Annotated in this window: 10 protein-coding genes and 1 pseudogene; 5 read left to right on the forward strand and 6 right to left on the reverse strand. The window is 62.8% G+C overall.

Annotated features, from left to right (window positions below; all coding sequences use genetic code 11):
- Positions 1–116 precede the first annotated feature (116 nt).
- The 3 genes from BUS42_RS16965 to BUS42_RS16975 form a co-directional block, all read right to left on the reverse strand.
- The gene (locus BUS42_RS16965) at positions 117–467 is read right to left on the reverse strand and encodes a hypothetical protein (RefSeq protein WP_254053564.1); all 351 of its coding nucleotides are present in this window, start codon (positions 465–467) and stop codon (positions 117–119) included.
- Positions 468–529: 62 nt separating this feature from the next.
- Positions 530–1,324 carry a ThuA domain-containing protein gene (locus tag BUS42_RS16970; RefSeq protein ID WP_159452241.1) on the reverse strand — a complete coding sequence of 265 codons (795 nt, stop codon included), beginning with the start codon at positions 1,322–1,324 and terminating at the stop codon, positions 530–532.
- Between the two features lie 56 nt (positions 1,325–1,380).
- Complete coding sequence (locus tag BUS42_RS16975) at positions 1,381–3,075, reverse strand: sialate O-acetylesterase (protein WP_074308147.1); 1,695 nt, start codon at positions 3,073–3,075, stop codon at positions 1,381–1,383.
- Positions 3,076–3,369: 294 nt separating this feature from the next.
- Between BUS42_RS16975 and BUS42_RS46515 the strand changes: the two are divergent.
- A pseudogene (locus tag BUS42_RS46515) lies at positions 3,370–3,720 on the forward strand (GxxExxY protein); the annotation flags it as partial.
- A 117-nt stretch (positions 3,721–3,837) separates the two neighbouring features.
- Here the strand turns inward: BUS42_RS46515 and BUS42_RS16990 are convergent.
- A complete protein-coding gene (locus BUS42_RS16990; RefSeq protein ID WP_074308149.1) occupies positions 3,838–5,517 on the reverse strand; it encodes an RNA polymerase sigma factor in 1,680 nt (559 codons plus the stop codon).
- A gap of 399 nt (positions 5,518–5,916) precedes the next feature.
- On the opposite strand from BUS42_RS16990, the gene BUS42_RS16995 reads away from it, so the two are divergent.
- Entirely contained in the window at positions 5,917–7,437 is a 1,521-nt protein-coding gene (locus BUS42_RS16995) for an ISKra4 family transposase (protein WP_074305366.1), read from the forward strand.
- A gap of 509 nt (positions 7,438–7,946) precedes the next feature.
- Here BUS42_RS16995 and BUS42_RS17000 read toward each other — a convergent pair.
- Positions 7,947–9,572 (reverse strand): fumarate hydratase, encoded by a 1,626-nt coding sequence (locus BUS42_RS17000; protein WP_074308151.1) that lies wholly within the window; start codon positions 9,570–9,572, stop codon positions 7,947–7,949.
- Positions 9,573–10,381: 809 nt separating this feature from the next.
- Here BUS42_RS17000 and BUS42_RS45155 point away from each other — a divergent pair.
- The 3 genes from BUS42_RS45155 (at position 10,382) to BUS42_RS17020 (ending at position 13,385) form a co-directional block, all read left to right on the forward strand.
- The gene (locus BUS42_RS45155) at positions 10,382–10,972 is read left to right on the forward strand and encodes an STN domain-containing protein (protein WP_074308152.1); all 591 of its coding nucleotides are present in this window, start codon (positions 10,382–10,384) and stop codon (positions 10,970–10,972) included.
- 420 nt (positions 10,973–11,392) lie between these two features.
- Entirely contained in the window at positions 11,393–11,764 is a 372-nt protein-coding gene (locus BUS42_RS17015) for a Fic family protein (RefSeq protein WP_074308156.1), read from the forward strand.
- Positions 11,765–11,906: 142 nt separating this feature from the next.
- A complete protein-coding gene (locus BUS42_RS17020; protein ID WP_074308158.1) occupies positions 11,907–13,385 on the forward strand; it encodes a sulfatase family protein in 1,479 nt (492 codons plus the stop codon).
- Here the strand turns inward: BUS42_RS17020 and BUS42_RS42800 are convergent.
- A complete protein-coding gene (locus BUS42_RS42800) occupies positions 13,293–14,405 on the reverse strand; it encodes a hypothetical protein (RefSeq protein WP_143206355.1) in 1,113 nt (370 codons plus the stop codon). The two genes, BUS42_RS17020 and BUS42_RS42800, sit on opposite strands and share 93 nt — an antisense overlap.
- Between the last annotated feature and the right edge of the window lie 26 nt (positions 14,406–14,431).

Raw genomic sequence — 14,431 nt, forward strand, 5'->3', positions numbered from 1 at the left:
CGCGATGCCGCGTGCAACCCCATCGCTTACTCCGCTCCGCTGCGTGCGCGGCTCGGTTTACGGGCGAGGGAAAAAAGCCACGGGAAGCGAGATGAAACGGCAGGTCGACTCAAGGCTCAAGGTCCCAGGTCGGGATCGACCAGGCGCCGGAGCAGGCGGCCCCACTTGCGAGGGACGCGGGTGCGACCGAATTCTTGCAGGCGGGGGACGAACTGGGGCCAGGTCAGGACGGTCAGGCAAGAGGCGTCCTGGAGGATGGCGACCAAGGCACGCCCGCGGTAGACCGCCAGCACCGCGACGGCCCCGTTGTCGGCGTTCCGACCGAGCCGGCGCGTCCGGCCGAGTGCCGCGCGCAGCGCCGACTCGGTATCGACAGGATCGCCCCCGAACCGTTCCTGGAACCGTTCGAGGGCGTGCCGGGTCAGACGGATCGCACTGTAATCGCGCTGGCCCGAGGGGAGCATCATTATCCCTGCGGAACGACGAGCGTGGAGCGGGGTTTCCGCACCTGACTTCAGTTCAGTTCAGTTCACTTCGAGGCGGTGTCCACCTGACCGGTGGCCGCCCACTCAATCCCTCTCCGCATCCACTCCTGATAATTCTTGTCCGACATCGCTTTGGTGTCGTGCCCAAGCACGTTATTGAAGACGCGGCCCTTGCCGTACTGGTTCACCCAGATCACGGGCTCATCAATCCCAGTGCCTTGCGGCTTGGTCGGGTCGCAATACGCCGTGGCCAGGACGAGGCTACCGCGAGTCCGCAGCGAGGCCGAGTACAACTCGTCGATGGCATGGTCGAACTTCGCCGGAGCGCCGTCGCTGACCGGGTGCTTGACCTCGGTCTTCTTGACGGAAAACTCGTGCGCGGGGCCGTGATACCCTTGGGTGCGCCAACCGCCCGCGATCGCCTGTTCATACTCTTTCCAGTTTGGGTTGGTGAACGCCGCCGAGGCGAAGTGATGGACAACCAGGCCCTTGCCCCCCTCTTTGACGGCCTTGAGGAATGCGGCCTTGTTGGCGTCCGACCAGCGCGATTCCTCGCTCCCCTGCGGCGTTTCCTTGTAGTTGAGCACGAGCACGTCGTACTTGGCGAGGTTCGCGTCGGTGAGATCCTTGCTCGGGGCCGGCGTCACGTCGACCTTGAATCGCCCCCCCTCCGACAACAAGTCCTTGAGCGCCTCCGTCGTGCCGGTCCAGTCGTGGTTTTTGATGTTATCGCCGGTGATGATCAAGACCTTGACGGGCTCGGCGGCAAAAGTGGCCGAGGAGGACGAGGACGCGGAGGCGGCCACCAGGGCCGCGAGCGCGATCAAAAAGCGAGGCATGGTGCGAGTTCCTTTGGGGCAACGTGGCCGGACCGGAATTCCCATCAGGATCGAGATCACTTCACTTCATCGAGCGCGATCGGGCCGAACGCGGGCACGGCCATGTCGAGGGCGTCGACCAGGTTGCAGTAGGGATTGAGCCCGTAGCCGTACCAGAGTTGGGCTCCCGCGGGGATCGCGCCCTCGAGCTTGAGGACCACGGTGTCTTTCAAGGGACCGACGGCTGCATCGAAGATCAAGGGGATCTCGGTCCCATCGTCCTTGCGAATCGAGAACCCACCGATATGCCGCGCGGGCCGGAGACCTTCGATCGGTGCCGTGACCGAAGAAGGAGGCATGGGGCGGCCGTCGGCGATTGGAAACACCATGGTCCGGGGGTTGACAACCGGCCGGTTGACTCCCTTGAACTTGAGCACGAGGGTGTTGCCGGCTCGCTTGCTCACATGATCGAGGGTCGGGGTGGTTCCGCCCACTTGCCCGAAAAGCTCGCGTTGGGCAATCCGGGCGAGCCGAGCGCCGAGCCGCTTCAGTCCGGGTGTACCGACGTGGATCAGGTCGTCGAGTTCCAGGTCGATTGCGGTGACGACCGCGGTGCCGGGGACCTGGTCGGGGATCAGGCGCTGGGCGTCCCGCACGATGTTCCACCCTTGGGGATCGATCGAGATGACGAACCGACCGATCTGGACGTAATAGAACGGCAGATCGGGCTGGCCGAGATCCGCGCGGACGGCCCCGATGAACTTGGTGAAGCGGTCGGCGAACTTGGCGGCGGCCGGCTGCATGGCGTCGCTCTCGCCCTGATACCAGAGGATCCCCCGGACCTTTCCGCCGGCAAGCTGGATCTGGCGGAGCATCGAGCCGTAGAGGCTGTTCCCTCCTTCGTCCTTCTTGGCCGGGTCCCACTGCTCCATGCTCGTGCCCCCATGGGCGCAAACGACCAGGCCGACCGGCACGTTGGTCGCGGCGCTCAGCGCGACGCCGAAGGGCAGCCCGAGGCCGGCCCCCTTGGGCCGATTTTGGTGCTCGGCCTTGGAACGGGCTGCGCGGTCATCCGGGTTGCCTGAATGGACCGGGTCAGGGGAGTCGACCAGCCAATGGAGCGGTTCCTCGGCCCTGACCCACTTGCCGTCCATGCCCAGAGCCATGACTCGGTCCAAAGGTGGGGTCACGTCGGTCAGGTTGCCAACCCCTTGCATGTTCGACTGACCGGCCAAAACCCAGAGGTCGCCGACATAGACCCGGCTGATCGTAAACCCTTTAGCGGTCGTCATTCCTCGCTTTATGTCGGACTCCCGCCTGGTCATCGCTTGGACCGTGACATTGATCTGGTACGGCCCCCCGACCGGGACGTTCACGAGCTTGCCGTCGCGGTAGGCCACGGCCTGGGAGGGCCGGTTGATTCCGTGGAGAGTGACGCTGACATTCGAGTCGGCGGAGACGTCTTCGCTCAGGACGATCGGAATGTCCGCGAAGCCATCCTCGCCGCGCTGGTAGACCTGCCAATCGACCGGCCCCTTGACGACGAGGTCCGGCTTGAATTCCAATGCCCCCGAGTCTCGATTCAGGTTCTCGCTAGGGGCAGTCTTCGCGGCGGGTTCGCCCTTGGAGGTTTCCGCGGGCTTGCCCTCGACCGCCTGGGCTTGCGCCAGGGACGCGACGGGCCAGGGCAACACCAGCGCGAGGCCGAGGACTGGCAACAAAGCCAGCGCACGCGAGGTGCGTCGAGGGCGGGGAGAGTCGGAGCAGGTCATCAAGGTCGGATCTCCTGAACGGAATCCCGTTTGCGCGAACCGAGTCAAGGGCGAAGGCGCATAGCGCAACGGCCGTGCGCCCCCATACTAAGACGGGATTCGACGAGGGGAAAGAGTCTGGATTCGCAACGATGCCCGTGGCGCCCAGGGTCCGTACCTGATTCCAAGGCTCCTCAGCAGAATCTGTGGGTGTGGTTCGGCTCAGGGCGTAGTGTCCGGGCCCGGATGTTCCTGTTGCCGAAGAAAATGGGATGAACCACGGAGACACGGAGGCACAGAGGAGAGGGAAGAGTCTTGAATGTTCAAGATTTAACGGGTCGAGTGATCGGATCGGCAATCGAGGTTCATCGAGTGCTCGGGCCGGGATTGCTGGAGTCGGCGTACGAAGAATTTTCGTGTTATGAATTGCGGCAAAACAACATCTTGTTCCAGAGGTAGCAGAAGCTCCCTGTCGATTACAAGGACGTCCCGCTTGATTGTGGTTACATCATGGATATCGTCATCCCGAAATGCCTCGTCTTCGAGCTGAAAACCGTCGAAAGACTGGCCTCGATCCACGAGGCGCAATTCTTGACGTACCTGAAACTCAGCAAGATTCGCCTCGGCCTCCTCCTGAACTTCAACGTCCCCGTCTTGAAGGAGGGAATCAAACGAACGATCCTCTTGATCAACGCTCTCCCCCCGTCTCTTCTCTTCCCTGTGCCTCCGTGTCTCCGTGGTTCATCCTCCCATGCCCTCCACCCACTGATTCCGCGGAAGAGCCTACTTTTTAGTCTCGATGGCAATAATCGGGATCTCGATCTGCTCGAAAGGCCGTTTCTGAAGTTGATATTTCTGGAACTCCTCGGGGTTCAAGGCAAATTCGGCCTGCAACTGCGAAAATCCGTTCAAACTGGAGTCTCCCGGTTCGGGGGACAGATGCTCTTGCCCTTTCTGATCGATTGCAACGAGCCGGACAGCGGAGTTCTTGATCTCATGAGTCACGGTCAGGGTCGTCCCTGGCTTGGTGGAGATTGGCCGTCCCCAGAGGGCGATCGGGGAACCCTGGCGGGCGGACCGGGATCCTGGGTTGCGGACATCCCAGGTTTCCGCGACTTGCCAGGGCTCGGCGGCCACCTGGAAGTGGAGTGTCAAATTCGCCAGATCCTTGCGATGCTCGCTGATCACGACGCTCAGGCCCGGCACCACCTTGCCGTCCTTTCGCGCGGGCTCGCGCCGGCATCGGCTCTCGCGCATCCAACAGAGATGGTTCGAGTCTGTGGGCAGATTCGACACGCGGACCACGGTCACACGGGAGATCGAATCGCCCCCGAAGATCGAATTCGCCGGCGTTGCGAAACCCGTGGTCAAGGGGTCGCACGGCGGCTGGGCCAAGGGTGATCCATCGGGCCCCCACCAGGAACGGGGTCCCGACGGGAGGGTCGAAACCCCGATCACCTCAAGAGTCGCACCGTTCGGCAGAGACTTGACCCAGGGGCGAGACCCCGCGTCAACCTGCAACGGCTTCGCCGTCACCTCGGCTCCGGCCCGCGGCCGCACAGCGCTGGGACGCTCGACCTCGGGCGTCTGTTGCGCCAGCACACCGGCCCCGATCGCCGCTAGCCCGACGGCCCCCAAGAAACCTGCAAAAACGCAATCGAGCTTACTTATCAGCATAATCTTACTGATTCCTTCGGTGATTTCGAGAATCGACGCCGAGATCCCCCCGGCCGTCGTGGTGCTTCCCACGAGAACCCGCGTGGCCAGTTGGATCGTGGATCCCACCAAGTTGGCCGGCATCGCCGCCGTCGCGGCATCCGCCGAGAGGGCCAGACCAAGCGATCCGGACGAGGGCGCCAAGCCGCGGCGAATGAGTCGACCACGCAGCCGCTCTCGGCCCCGCGCAAGACGGCTCCGGACCGTCCCCACGGGACATCCCAGGTGCCGTGCGGCCTCTTCATAGGTACGGCCCTCCATGTCACAGAGCACGACCGGCACACGGTAATGGTGCGGGAGGCGGTCGACCTCCTCGTGGAGGGCCAGGGCGAGATCGCCCGTGATTCCGCTTCCCTCACGGTTTCCCCGTTCGGCGGCCCCGCGTTCGAGGACCCGTCGCCGGCTCGCGTTGACCTTGGCACGCCCCGAGGCGCGGCAGGCGACCCGATGCAGCCAAGGACCCAGCGAGTCTCTGACCCAGAGCGTGTTCCCCTTGCGCAACAGAACGAGAAACGTGGCCTGAAAAGCATCCATGGCTTCGTGGTCGTCCCCGAGGATGCCGCGGCAGGTGCGAAAGACCATCGGCCCGTGCCGCTCGACGATCGCCGCGAAAGCGAGTTCGGCTGCCTCACCCTCGTGAGTCGCGAACCGCTCCAGCAGTTGCCCGTCCGTCAGGCCGGCGATGACTCCCACGCTGAACAGCGTGCGAAGGTGGAGCCGAGAAACTCCGTTCGGTACGCGTCCCACTTCGGATGCCCCTCCGCTCGGTTTGGGTTGCCAACACGCAGTAAAGCACCCGCGCCCCGGAATGGTTCCATCTTTTTTTCCTGCGCGGACGAATCTCCGCCTCTTGACGAAGTATTCAAGCGAAGATCGTTGACTCCGCTCCGTTGCGTGCGCGGTTTAGGAGGGAAGAGGTCCAACGATGGGGACCACCCCTGCTTTGGTCGTCCAAGACGAACCCGATCCCATTTGGGTGTAACTACCCGCTCCGGCACTCTGGCCATTGCCGAAGATGATTTCTCTGAAACAGTTTAGGGATTTGCATGAAGGCGAAGGGGAGCTCGAAATGGCTCTCTCGATGCGGTATATTCCAGGAAGGTCAACATATCCAGGGACATTACGCATCAAAGAGAAGCCACCTCCATGCTCGCCCACGTCGCCACCGCCGTCAAGTACCCGCCATTGCACCTCCCCGAGCAAATCGCCATCGACCACGCGCTCGATCTTTTCTGGGTCATGGTGGAACGCCTCAAGGTCGCGGCCCAACACCAAGAGCCGATTCATCACGTCGAAGACACCGTCTTTCGCCAACTTCTGGTGATGGGACGGGCCTTGCTCCAGGCGTTTCTGGCGGCGTCCGGCGACGGTGACGTCGGACCCACTCTGAATCTCCTCGGCGCCGGGCCGGCTGAACCGCCCCAGGTCCTGCCCAGGATTGAGGAACCCCGCTCGCGTCCCTATCTCTCGATCTTCGGCGAGATCGCCATCACTCGGATCTGCTATGGCCACGACCGCGTGGAAGCCGCTCCCCTTGATGCCCGACTGCATTTGCCCTGGCGGCAGTACTCGTACCTGTTTCAGCAATGGCTCGGGGAGTTCGTGGTCGACGAGGCGCATGCCGAGGCGATCGCGAAACTCCAGACCATTCTCGGGCTGGGGGTTTCGGTGAAAGCGTCCGAAGACCTCAACCGCGAACAGGCCGCCGATGTCGAGCCGTTCCAGGACCATATGCCGACACCCGAGCCGACCGATGAGGGAGCGATTCTTGTGGTGACGGCCGACTGCAAAGGGATACCTCTGGTGCGTTCGGCGTTGGGACCCGCCGCGGCGCCGCCCTTGCCGGCGGCGAGAAACCATCGCCGAGGCAAGGGGGAGAAGGCCAACAAGAAGCGAATGGCGGCGGTGGGAGCGGTCTACACGATCGATCCTTTCGTGCGCACCGCTGATGAAGTAATCGACGAGGTGGTGAGAAAGCAGGCGGCGAACCGTCGCCCGTGCCCATGCACCAAGCGGGTCCGCGCGGACCTGTTGTTGGGCAAGGTGTCGCTGTTCCTTTGGTTGGCCGACGAGGTCATCAACCGCAACCCCCAGGGGATCAAGCCGGTGGTCTTCTTGTCGGATGGTGAGCTGGCGCTCCACGATCGCCAGGAGGAGTACTTGCCAGAAAACTCGACCTGTATTCTGGACTTGTTTCATGTGATGGAATATTTGTGGAAGGCGGCCTGGTGCTTCTTCAACGAGACGTCTCAGAAGTCGGAAGCCAAGCAGTGGGTGGAGAAGCATCTCCGAATGCTGTTGGAAGGAAAAGTCCGGTACGTGATCAGCGGATTGCGTCAGATGAGGACCAAACGGGAGTTGAAAGGGGCGAGTCGCAAGACGATTCAACAAGTGACCGGCTACTTCGAGAAGAACCGCGATCGGATGAAGTACGACGAATACCTTGCGCACGGTTTGCCGATTGGCAGCGGAGTGGTGGAAGGAGCGTGCCGGCACTTGGTGAAGGACCGGCTGGAACGCACGGGCATGCGTTGGCGTCCCGAAGGGGCGCAAGCGATGCTCGATCTCCGGGCGATTTCCCTCAACGGAGAATGGGCCCCATTCTGGGCATTTCATATTGAACAAGAGGACGAGCGACTATATGGGGTATTTCGGAAGGCTGGGTGAAGCCAATCCGATAGTTACACCCATCCCATTTCTCAAACAAAACCTAAGCAAGTGGCTCTGGTTTTCCTTGATATTGAATCATGTGCAAGCCCTGGGTGCCACGGGTTGTACTCAACCCGTGAGCCAAACCCGGGGCGATCGCTCACGGGTTGAGTACAACCCGTGGCACCCAGCAGCCATTGTATCGCGATGGTCACCCATCAGAAAATCAAAGAAAGCCGAGACCAACGGCAGAGCCCCGAATGCGCATTGGGACGTCAAGCCGCAATGCGTCAGCAAACCCACAAGAAGCATCAATTAGCAGTTTATAAAAAACACGTTTTCTTAATTCGTCTCGTACCAACTCTCTCAAGGGGCCGGCATCACGTCTGGGAAGAACGTGGCCTCCGCGGGAGTGACCCGCGGAGGCTTACGGCTGGAAAAGGTCACCGCGTTGATCCTTTCAAAAACCCGTCTTCCCAGAAATAAAAACGGGTTTCGCGAGTCGCGAGATGACGCTTTTCATTTTTTTACGAGAGCACGGGGAGTTGGCTGAAGAACTCATTTCCCTTGTCGTCGACGAGGATGAACGCCGGGAAATCGACGACCTCGATCTTGTAGACGGCCTCCATGCCGAGTTCAGGGTATTCGAGAAGACCGACCTCCTTGATGTTCTCCTGGGCCAAGAGCGCGGCGGGGCCGCCGATGGAGCCGAGATAGAAACCACCGTGCTCTTTGCAGGCGTCGGTCACGGCCTTCGAGCGGTTGCCCTTGGCGATCATGACCATCGATCCGCCGTTCGCCTGAAAGAGGTCGACATAGCTGTCCATGCGGCCCGCGGTCGTCGGCCCGAACGATCCCGAGGGGAGCCCCTCGGGCGTCTTGGCGGGGCCGGCATAGTAGACCGGGTGGTCTTTGAGGTAGGTGGGCATCGACTCGCCGCGGTCGAGTCGTTCCTTGATCTTGGCGTGCGCGATGTCGCGGGCCACGATGATCGTCCCGATCAATCGCAATGGGGTGGCGACCGGGTATCGCGACAGCTCCGCGCGAATTTCGCTCATCGGGCGGTTGAGGTCGATCGCGACCCCGTGCTCCGCGCCGAGCCCCGCGCGGTGCTCGCCGGGGAGGAATCGCGCGGGGTTGCGCTCCAGCTTCTCGACCCAGAGGCCGTCGCGGTCGATCCGCGCCTTGAGGTTGCGATCCGCAGAGCAGGAGACGCCAATCCCGACCGGACACGAGGCCCCATGGCGCGGCAGACGGATGACTCGGGCATCGAGGGCGAAGTACTTGCCGCCGAATTGGGCCCCAATCCCACTGCGTCGCGCCAGGGCCACGACTTTTTCCTCGAGCGCCGGGTCGCGGAACGCTCGGCCCAGCGCGTTCCCTTCGGTCGGCAGGTGGTCGAGGTAGCCCGCGCTGGCGAACTTCACGGTCTTCATCGTCGCCTCGGCCGAGGTCCCGCCGATCACGATCGCGAGGTGGTAGGGCGGGCACGCGGCCGTGCCGAGCGAACGCAATTTCTGGTCGAGGAATTTCTCCAGGCTCGCCGGATTGAGGAGCGCCTTGGTCTCCTGGAAGAGGAGCGACTTGTTGGCCGACCCGCCCCCTTTGGCCACGAAGAGGAACTCATACGTCCCCCCGTTCGTGGCCATGACGTCGATCTGGGCCGGCAGGTTCGTCCCGGTATTGGCTTCCTCGAACATCGAGAGCGGGACGGTCTGAGAGTATCGCAGGTTTTCCTTTTGATAGGTCTCGAAGATCCCCCGCGAGAGCCACTCCTCATCCACGACGCCGGTCCAGACCCGCTGGCCCTTTTTGGCGACGATCGTGGCCGTGCCGGTGTCCTGGCACATCGGCAACCTGAAGCCCGAAGCCACGACGGCGTTCTTGAGCAAGGCCAGGGCAACACCCCGGTCATTGGGCGAGGCCTCGGGATCGTCGAAGATCGCGGCCACTTTGGCGAGGTGCGCCTCGCGATAGAGGAACGAAACGTCGCGGAACGCCTCGCGTGCCAGGGCCAACAAGCCCTCGGGCGCCACCTTGAGGATCTCTTGTCCCTCGAATGTCACGGTCGAGACGTAATCCGAAGTCAGGTGACGATACGAGGTCGGGTCGGGACCGAGCGGAAACGGGGCCTGGTAGGCAAACTCCGGCATGGAAGGGTTTCCCAAGGATCAGACTCAGCTCCAATCAAGGAGCGATACGGGTCGAAGTTCCTGCGCGTCACGCTCTATCCTGGCAACACGCGGGTTTTATTGCAACGACGACCGAGAGGAGGGGATCGCGCGAGGACAGCCAAGGCGTTCTGCACAAACTGGAGAAATTAGAGAAATGAGGACAGGAAAATTCCTGATATCCAACATGAGAGACCAGGCCTAATCCCAATCTTATACAACCCAATGTTTTCATATTTTTGCCCAATCGAGTCAGATAGAGTCTTGCGAAAATCACGGCTTGAGCGGAGCCAGTCGCAAGGAAACAGGGCCGTCTGTCTGCCCCGGAGGCTGAAAATCACGGGAGAAACTCGTTCCCACGCTCTGCGTGGGAATGCCGTTTTGGCCGCTCTGCGGCCCCACCCGCCGGGGAAGACGACGCGGAGCGTCGCAGACGGCATTCCCACGCAGAGCGTGGGAACGAATCCTTGCCACAGTCTCCTTGAGCGTCAGCAGAAAGTTTAAATCAACACTGAGCAGATTCGACGCTGAGGCTTTGGATCTTTCGCACTTTAAATCCAATTCATATTTAAAACAAAAGCAATTACAAAACTTACAAATTACCAATAAATATATCGTTGCCTCATCGAACCACCACGCCTTCGACAAAATCTCGATCGAAAGTCTAACCTCGGATCGCAAAGTCTCCAGATCCCTTGGGAACTTTTCCTCCCGACAATCCATCTAACGGACGGACGGACGGGACCGGCCCGCGACCATCGCGGGCTCACACAGGGACGAGAGGTGCTGAAATGGCAACGCGATCGACCGTGGCCTGCGTTTTCGCTCTGGGAACTTTCTGGTTGGCGACGATCACACCGCCCAGCGCGGCAGAGGGTCAGAAGGGCAAGGCGAACCACACGGAAAAGGCGGGCCATTCGCAACCAGGCCGCAACCCGATTGGGAAGGCCGAACCGGATTTCATGATCTGGAGGCAGAAAGCCCAGCTCGAATTGGAGGTTCTCCAGGCCCAGGTCGAGGCAAAGAAGGCTGAGATTCTCCTTCGTGAAGCCGAGTATCGCGCGAAACGGCTCGCTCCGGATCTGGTGATCCTCGAGAAACTGGACGATCCGATCTCAATGTCGTTCGGCAACGAGACGCCGTTGGAAGACGTGCTGAAGTACATCAAGCGAGCGACAACCGGGACAAACGACAACGGAATCCCGATCTACGTCGATCCGATGGGCTTGCAAAAGGCGGAAAAGTCGATGACTTCGCCAGTGACCTTGGACCTCGAAGGAGTTCCCCTCAAGACCACTCTACGTCTGATCCTGAAACAAGTTGGCCTGACCTACACCGTGAAGGATGGGTTGCTGACGATCACGGCCAAGGAATCGAACTGAACGTACCGGGCCTTCATCATTTAAGTTCTTGGCCGATCCCCCGACCTCGAGCTTTCTTCGCTCCACGAGAATCCCGCTGGGCGAGTTCAATAGCCGCCGACCGCGATCCCGTGGAGCCAGTCCCCAGACATACATCCAAGGAGGAAACGGACGATGATTCCCATCGACAAGAATTCCGAACCGCCCAACCTCAAACCCAGCGGAGTGCGTCCACCGCCAGAGATCGCCCCTCAGACTCAGCCGAACCTTGGCTCTGGCCCGGATCCATCGCCTGCCAAGGCACCCACTCTTGATCCGGAATTGGCCCGAATCTTCGAGGCCAGTTGGGCACAGAATGAGGAAGCGTACCGGTTCCTGGGCCAATAATGAAACCGACAAACGAGACGATCTACCTCACGTTCGATCGAGTCATCGCGTTGCATGCCGCGGTTTTGGAACGGACCGGGTCGCCCCCTTGTCCGCTGCTCTTCTCCGAAAAGCTGGACTCCGCCCTACGCCGCCCACTACAACCAGGCCGACCTGATCGAGCAGGCAATCATCCTGGGCGTCGCCATCAGCCAGTCCCAGGCCTTCGAGGACGGCAACAAACGCGTGGCGTTCGCCGCGGCCGACTCGTTCCTCCGCCTCAACGGCCTCGTCTTCGTCGGCACGCCGATGGACCTGGCGGAGCGACTCGTCGCCGTCGCCGATCCGGCGAGCAACGCGATTCGGGATGCCCGGATCGAAGCGCTTGCCACCTGGGTTCGATCGTACGTCATTGAAGGTGATGGCACCTTGGTGGTCAAACGCTAGACTGGCCCGCGTCCCCACGCCGGCCTTGGCAAATCGCACCGAGGCCAGTTCTTATCAAGCGGCACGTTCGCCAGCGGTGAAGCAAACTGATCCTGGCGCGGCTGCTGCTGACGTTCGGCGCGGCGGGCGTTACAATCGGGCGATGAATGTCATTGTGGTCGTCTGCAACAGCTTGCATCTGGGCTTCCTCGGCGCGTACGGCAACGGCTGGATCGAAACGCCCCACCTCGACCGCTTAGCGGCCGAAGGGGTCGTCTTCGACCACCACTTTCCCGAGAACTTGACGACGCTGCCCACCCGCCGCTCCTGGTGGACCGGCCGCTACGGGTTTCCCGACCCCGCGCAAGGCTGGACCCCGCTTCAGCCCGATGAGGCGATCCTCCCCGACCTGCTCTGGAACCAAGGCGTCCGCACCGCGCTCATCTCCGACGTCCCCCTGCTCCGCGACGTCGGGCAAGGATATGGCCGCGGGTTTGATGAGGTTCGCTGGATCCGGGGACAAGGGTATGACCCGCTCGTCCCGCCCGGCGACCCGCGCGCGGGCAAAGTCCGGATCAGCGAGGAGCCGGGGCTCCGGCTCCCGCCCAAGGACGACCCGGATTACGACCTCTGGAAGGGGCGTTGGGAGCAGTTCCTGAGAAACAGGGCCGTGCTCCAGACCGACCGGGAGGAGAACACAGGGGTCGCCCGCACCGTCCGCTCGGCCATCGACTGGCTCGAGACCCAAGGGACGAAGCCGGACCCGTTCCTGCTCTGGCTCGACTTGTTCAGCCCGCACGGCCCCTGGGATACGCCCGAGCCCTACCGCGACCAGTACGCGGCCGCCGAGCCCGACGAGTTCGAGGCTGGCGACGAAGGGGACCTCGTCGAGGACGAGAGCGACGAAGAGCTCGACCTCGAGGAGGTCCGCGCCCTGATCGACGTGCCGGCCGGCGCGGTCGGCGACGTGCTCGACGAGGCGGAGCTGCTCCGGCTGCGCCGGACTTACGCCGGAACGGTCACCCTGGTCGACCGCTGGCTCGGCGAGTTATTCGACGCCCTGAAACGCCAAGGGCGAATGGATGACACCCTGATCATCTTCACCAGTGACCAGGGAGAACCGCTCGGCGAGCACGGGCTGGTGCGGCGGTTCCGCCCCTGGCTCTACGAAGAGTTGGTCCACACCCCGTTGATCATCCGGATGCCCGGCGGCCGGTTCGGGGGCGGACGGCACAAGGCCCTGGTGCAGACGGTGGATCTGCTGCCGACGATCCTCGGGGCGCTTGGGTTGCCGCCGAGCGAACAGGCCCACGGCCACGACTTGCTCCCGCTGATCCGAGGGGAGCAGACCAAGGTTCGCGACTACGCCTGCATGGGGATGGATGTGGAGGAGTTCGCCATCCGGACCCACATCTGGCACCTGATCGTCCCGATCGAGACCGATCCCGACGATCCCCCGAGACCCCCGGAACTGTACCGGAAGCCCGAGGACCGCTGGGATCAAAACAACGTCATCAATCGCTACCCCGAAGTGGCGGACCACCTTGAGTTAACGCTGCGACGGTTCGCCGAGGCGGTGGGTCGAGGCGCGCTCGACGCCCTGCCTCTGCTCCGCGAGGTTGCCCGATTCTCGCCGGACTGAGTCAGGGTTGATGAAGGCTTGGCCGGCCACCCGGACGCGACGGATGAAGCGGGAAACCACCGTCGTTCGCCGGGCGGTGGCTGAAGTCAGGTCGGTCCGCGCCATCGGCACGAGGTGCGGGTCGCGCACGGCCGGCTTGGCGGGGCGCCGAAAGGCAAGCTCGGAGATCCAGGTCGACGGACCATCCTGATCGTGGTCCTGAACCAGGGGAACCTGGGCTTGCGGCTGCCAGCGCGGGCGGCCGGCGAGCACCAGATCGTCGGCATGCTCCAGCTCGAGCGTCTTGGGGGGCATGGCCGTCCCGTCACCCACCGCCAGGTCAGGGCCGGACAGAGGAACGTCGAGAGCGCCCGCGGGGGGCAACTGACCGGTCGAGGCGGACGACTGGCTGGTGACGACCGCGGAAACCGGCACCACATCCCCTCGACGTTCGCGGAAATGGGTCGACGTGACGGGCTGCCCCTGGAGCGTCGGCTCAGGAGCATTCCCCTGAGGTAACTCGCGAAGCTCGGGGGAGGAGAGGGAGAGCGTACCGGCCTCCGGACCCAGCGGACCGGGGGAATCCTCGTCCGCCGCCGGGGCGGTCGCGGGGGTCATCGACGTGCGAACGCCGAAGAAGTCGGGCGGCGCAGCGTCCCACACACTCCGCACAAGATCCCCCTCATACAAGGGGAAGTAACGCACGACGCCCCCCGCTGCAGGAACCGCGACCGGTCGTGACGACGGCGGCAGCGTTGCGGACGGCGGGGGTGGCGACGGCGGCGTGGTGCGCGAGGCGGTGGAGACCGACGGCACCATGGGCCGCGCCGCGACGGTCGGTACAAGGTTCGGCGAATTCGCCCCGAACGGCGACGGCCGCGGCGCAGCCGACGCCTGGCATGCACAACCGGGCCGGACCAGCCCGGTCGGCCGCGGTGGGACTGGGCCGTTCGCTGGAAAATGTTGGTGTTGATGGGTCCCGGCGCAGCCGGAAAGCCCCAAGACGAGCCCGATGATGGCGATGGCTCGTGTCCGTCTCATGGCGACTCCCTCCGCCTTCGGCGTCA

The sequence above is a fragment of the Singulisphaera sp. GP187 genome, assembly GCF_900129635.1.
Taxonomy (GTDB): Bacteria; Planctomycetota; Planctomycetia; order Isosphaerales; family Isosphaeraceae; genus Singulisphaera.

Bases quoted from the DNA above. Each gene is read 5' to 3' on its own strand.
- BUS42_RS16965 (WP_254053564.1), bottom strand. From the start codon at position 467: ATGATGCTCCCCTCGGGCCAGCGCGATTACAGTGCGATCCGTCTGACC.
- BUS42_RS16970 (WP_159452241.1), bottom strand. From the start codon at position 1,324: ATGCCTCGCTTTTTGATCGCGCTCGCGGCCCTGGTGGCCGCCTCCGCG.
- BUS42_RS16975 (WP_074308147.1), bottom strand. From the start codon at position 3,075: ATGACCTGCTCCGACTCTCCCCGCCCTCGACGCACCTCGCGTGCGCTG.
- BUS42_RS16995 (WP_074305366.1), top strand. From the start codon at position 5,917: ATGCTCGCCCACGTCGCCACCGCCGTCAAGTACCCGCCATTGCACCTC.
- BUS42_RS17000 (WP_074308151.1), bottom strand. From the start codon at position 9,572: ATGCCGGAGTTTGCCTACCAGGCCCCGTTTCCGCTCGGTCCCGACCCG.
- BUS42_RS45155 (WP_074308152.1), top strand. From the start codon at position 10,382: ATGGCAACGCGATCGACCGTGGCCTGCGTTTTCGCTCTGGGAACTTTC.
- BUS42_RS17015 (WP_074308156.1), top strand. From the start codon at position 11,393: ATGCCGCGGTTTTGGAACGGACCGGGTCGCCCCCTTGTCCGCTGCTCT.
- BUS42_RS17020 (WP_074308158.1), top strand. From the start codon at position 11,907: ATGAATGTCATTGTGGTCGTCTGCAACAGCTTGCATCTGGGCTTCCTC.
- BUS42_RS42800 (WP_143206355.1), bottom strand. From the start codon at position 14,405: ATGAGACGGACACGAGCCATCGCCATCATCGGGCTCGTCTTGGGGCTT.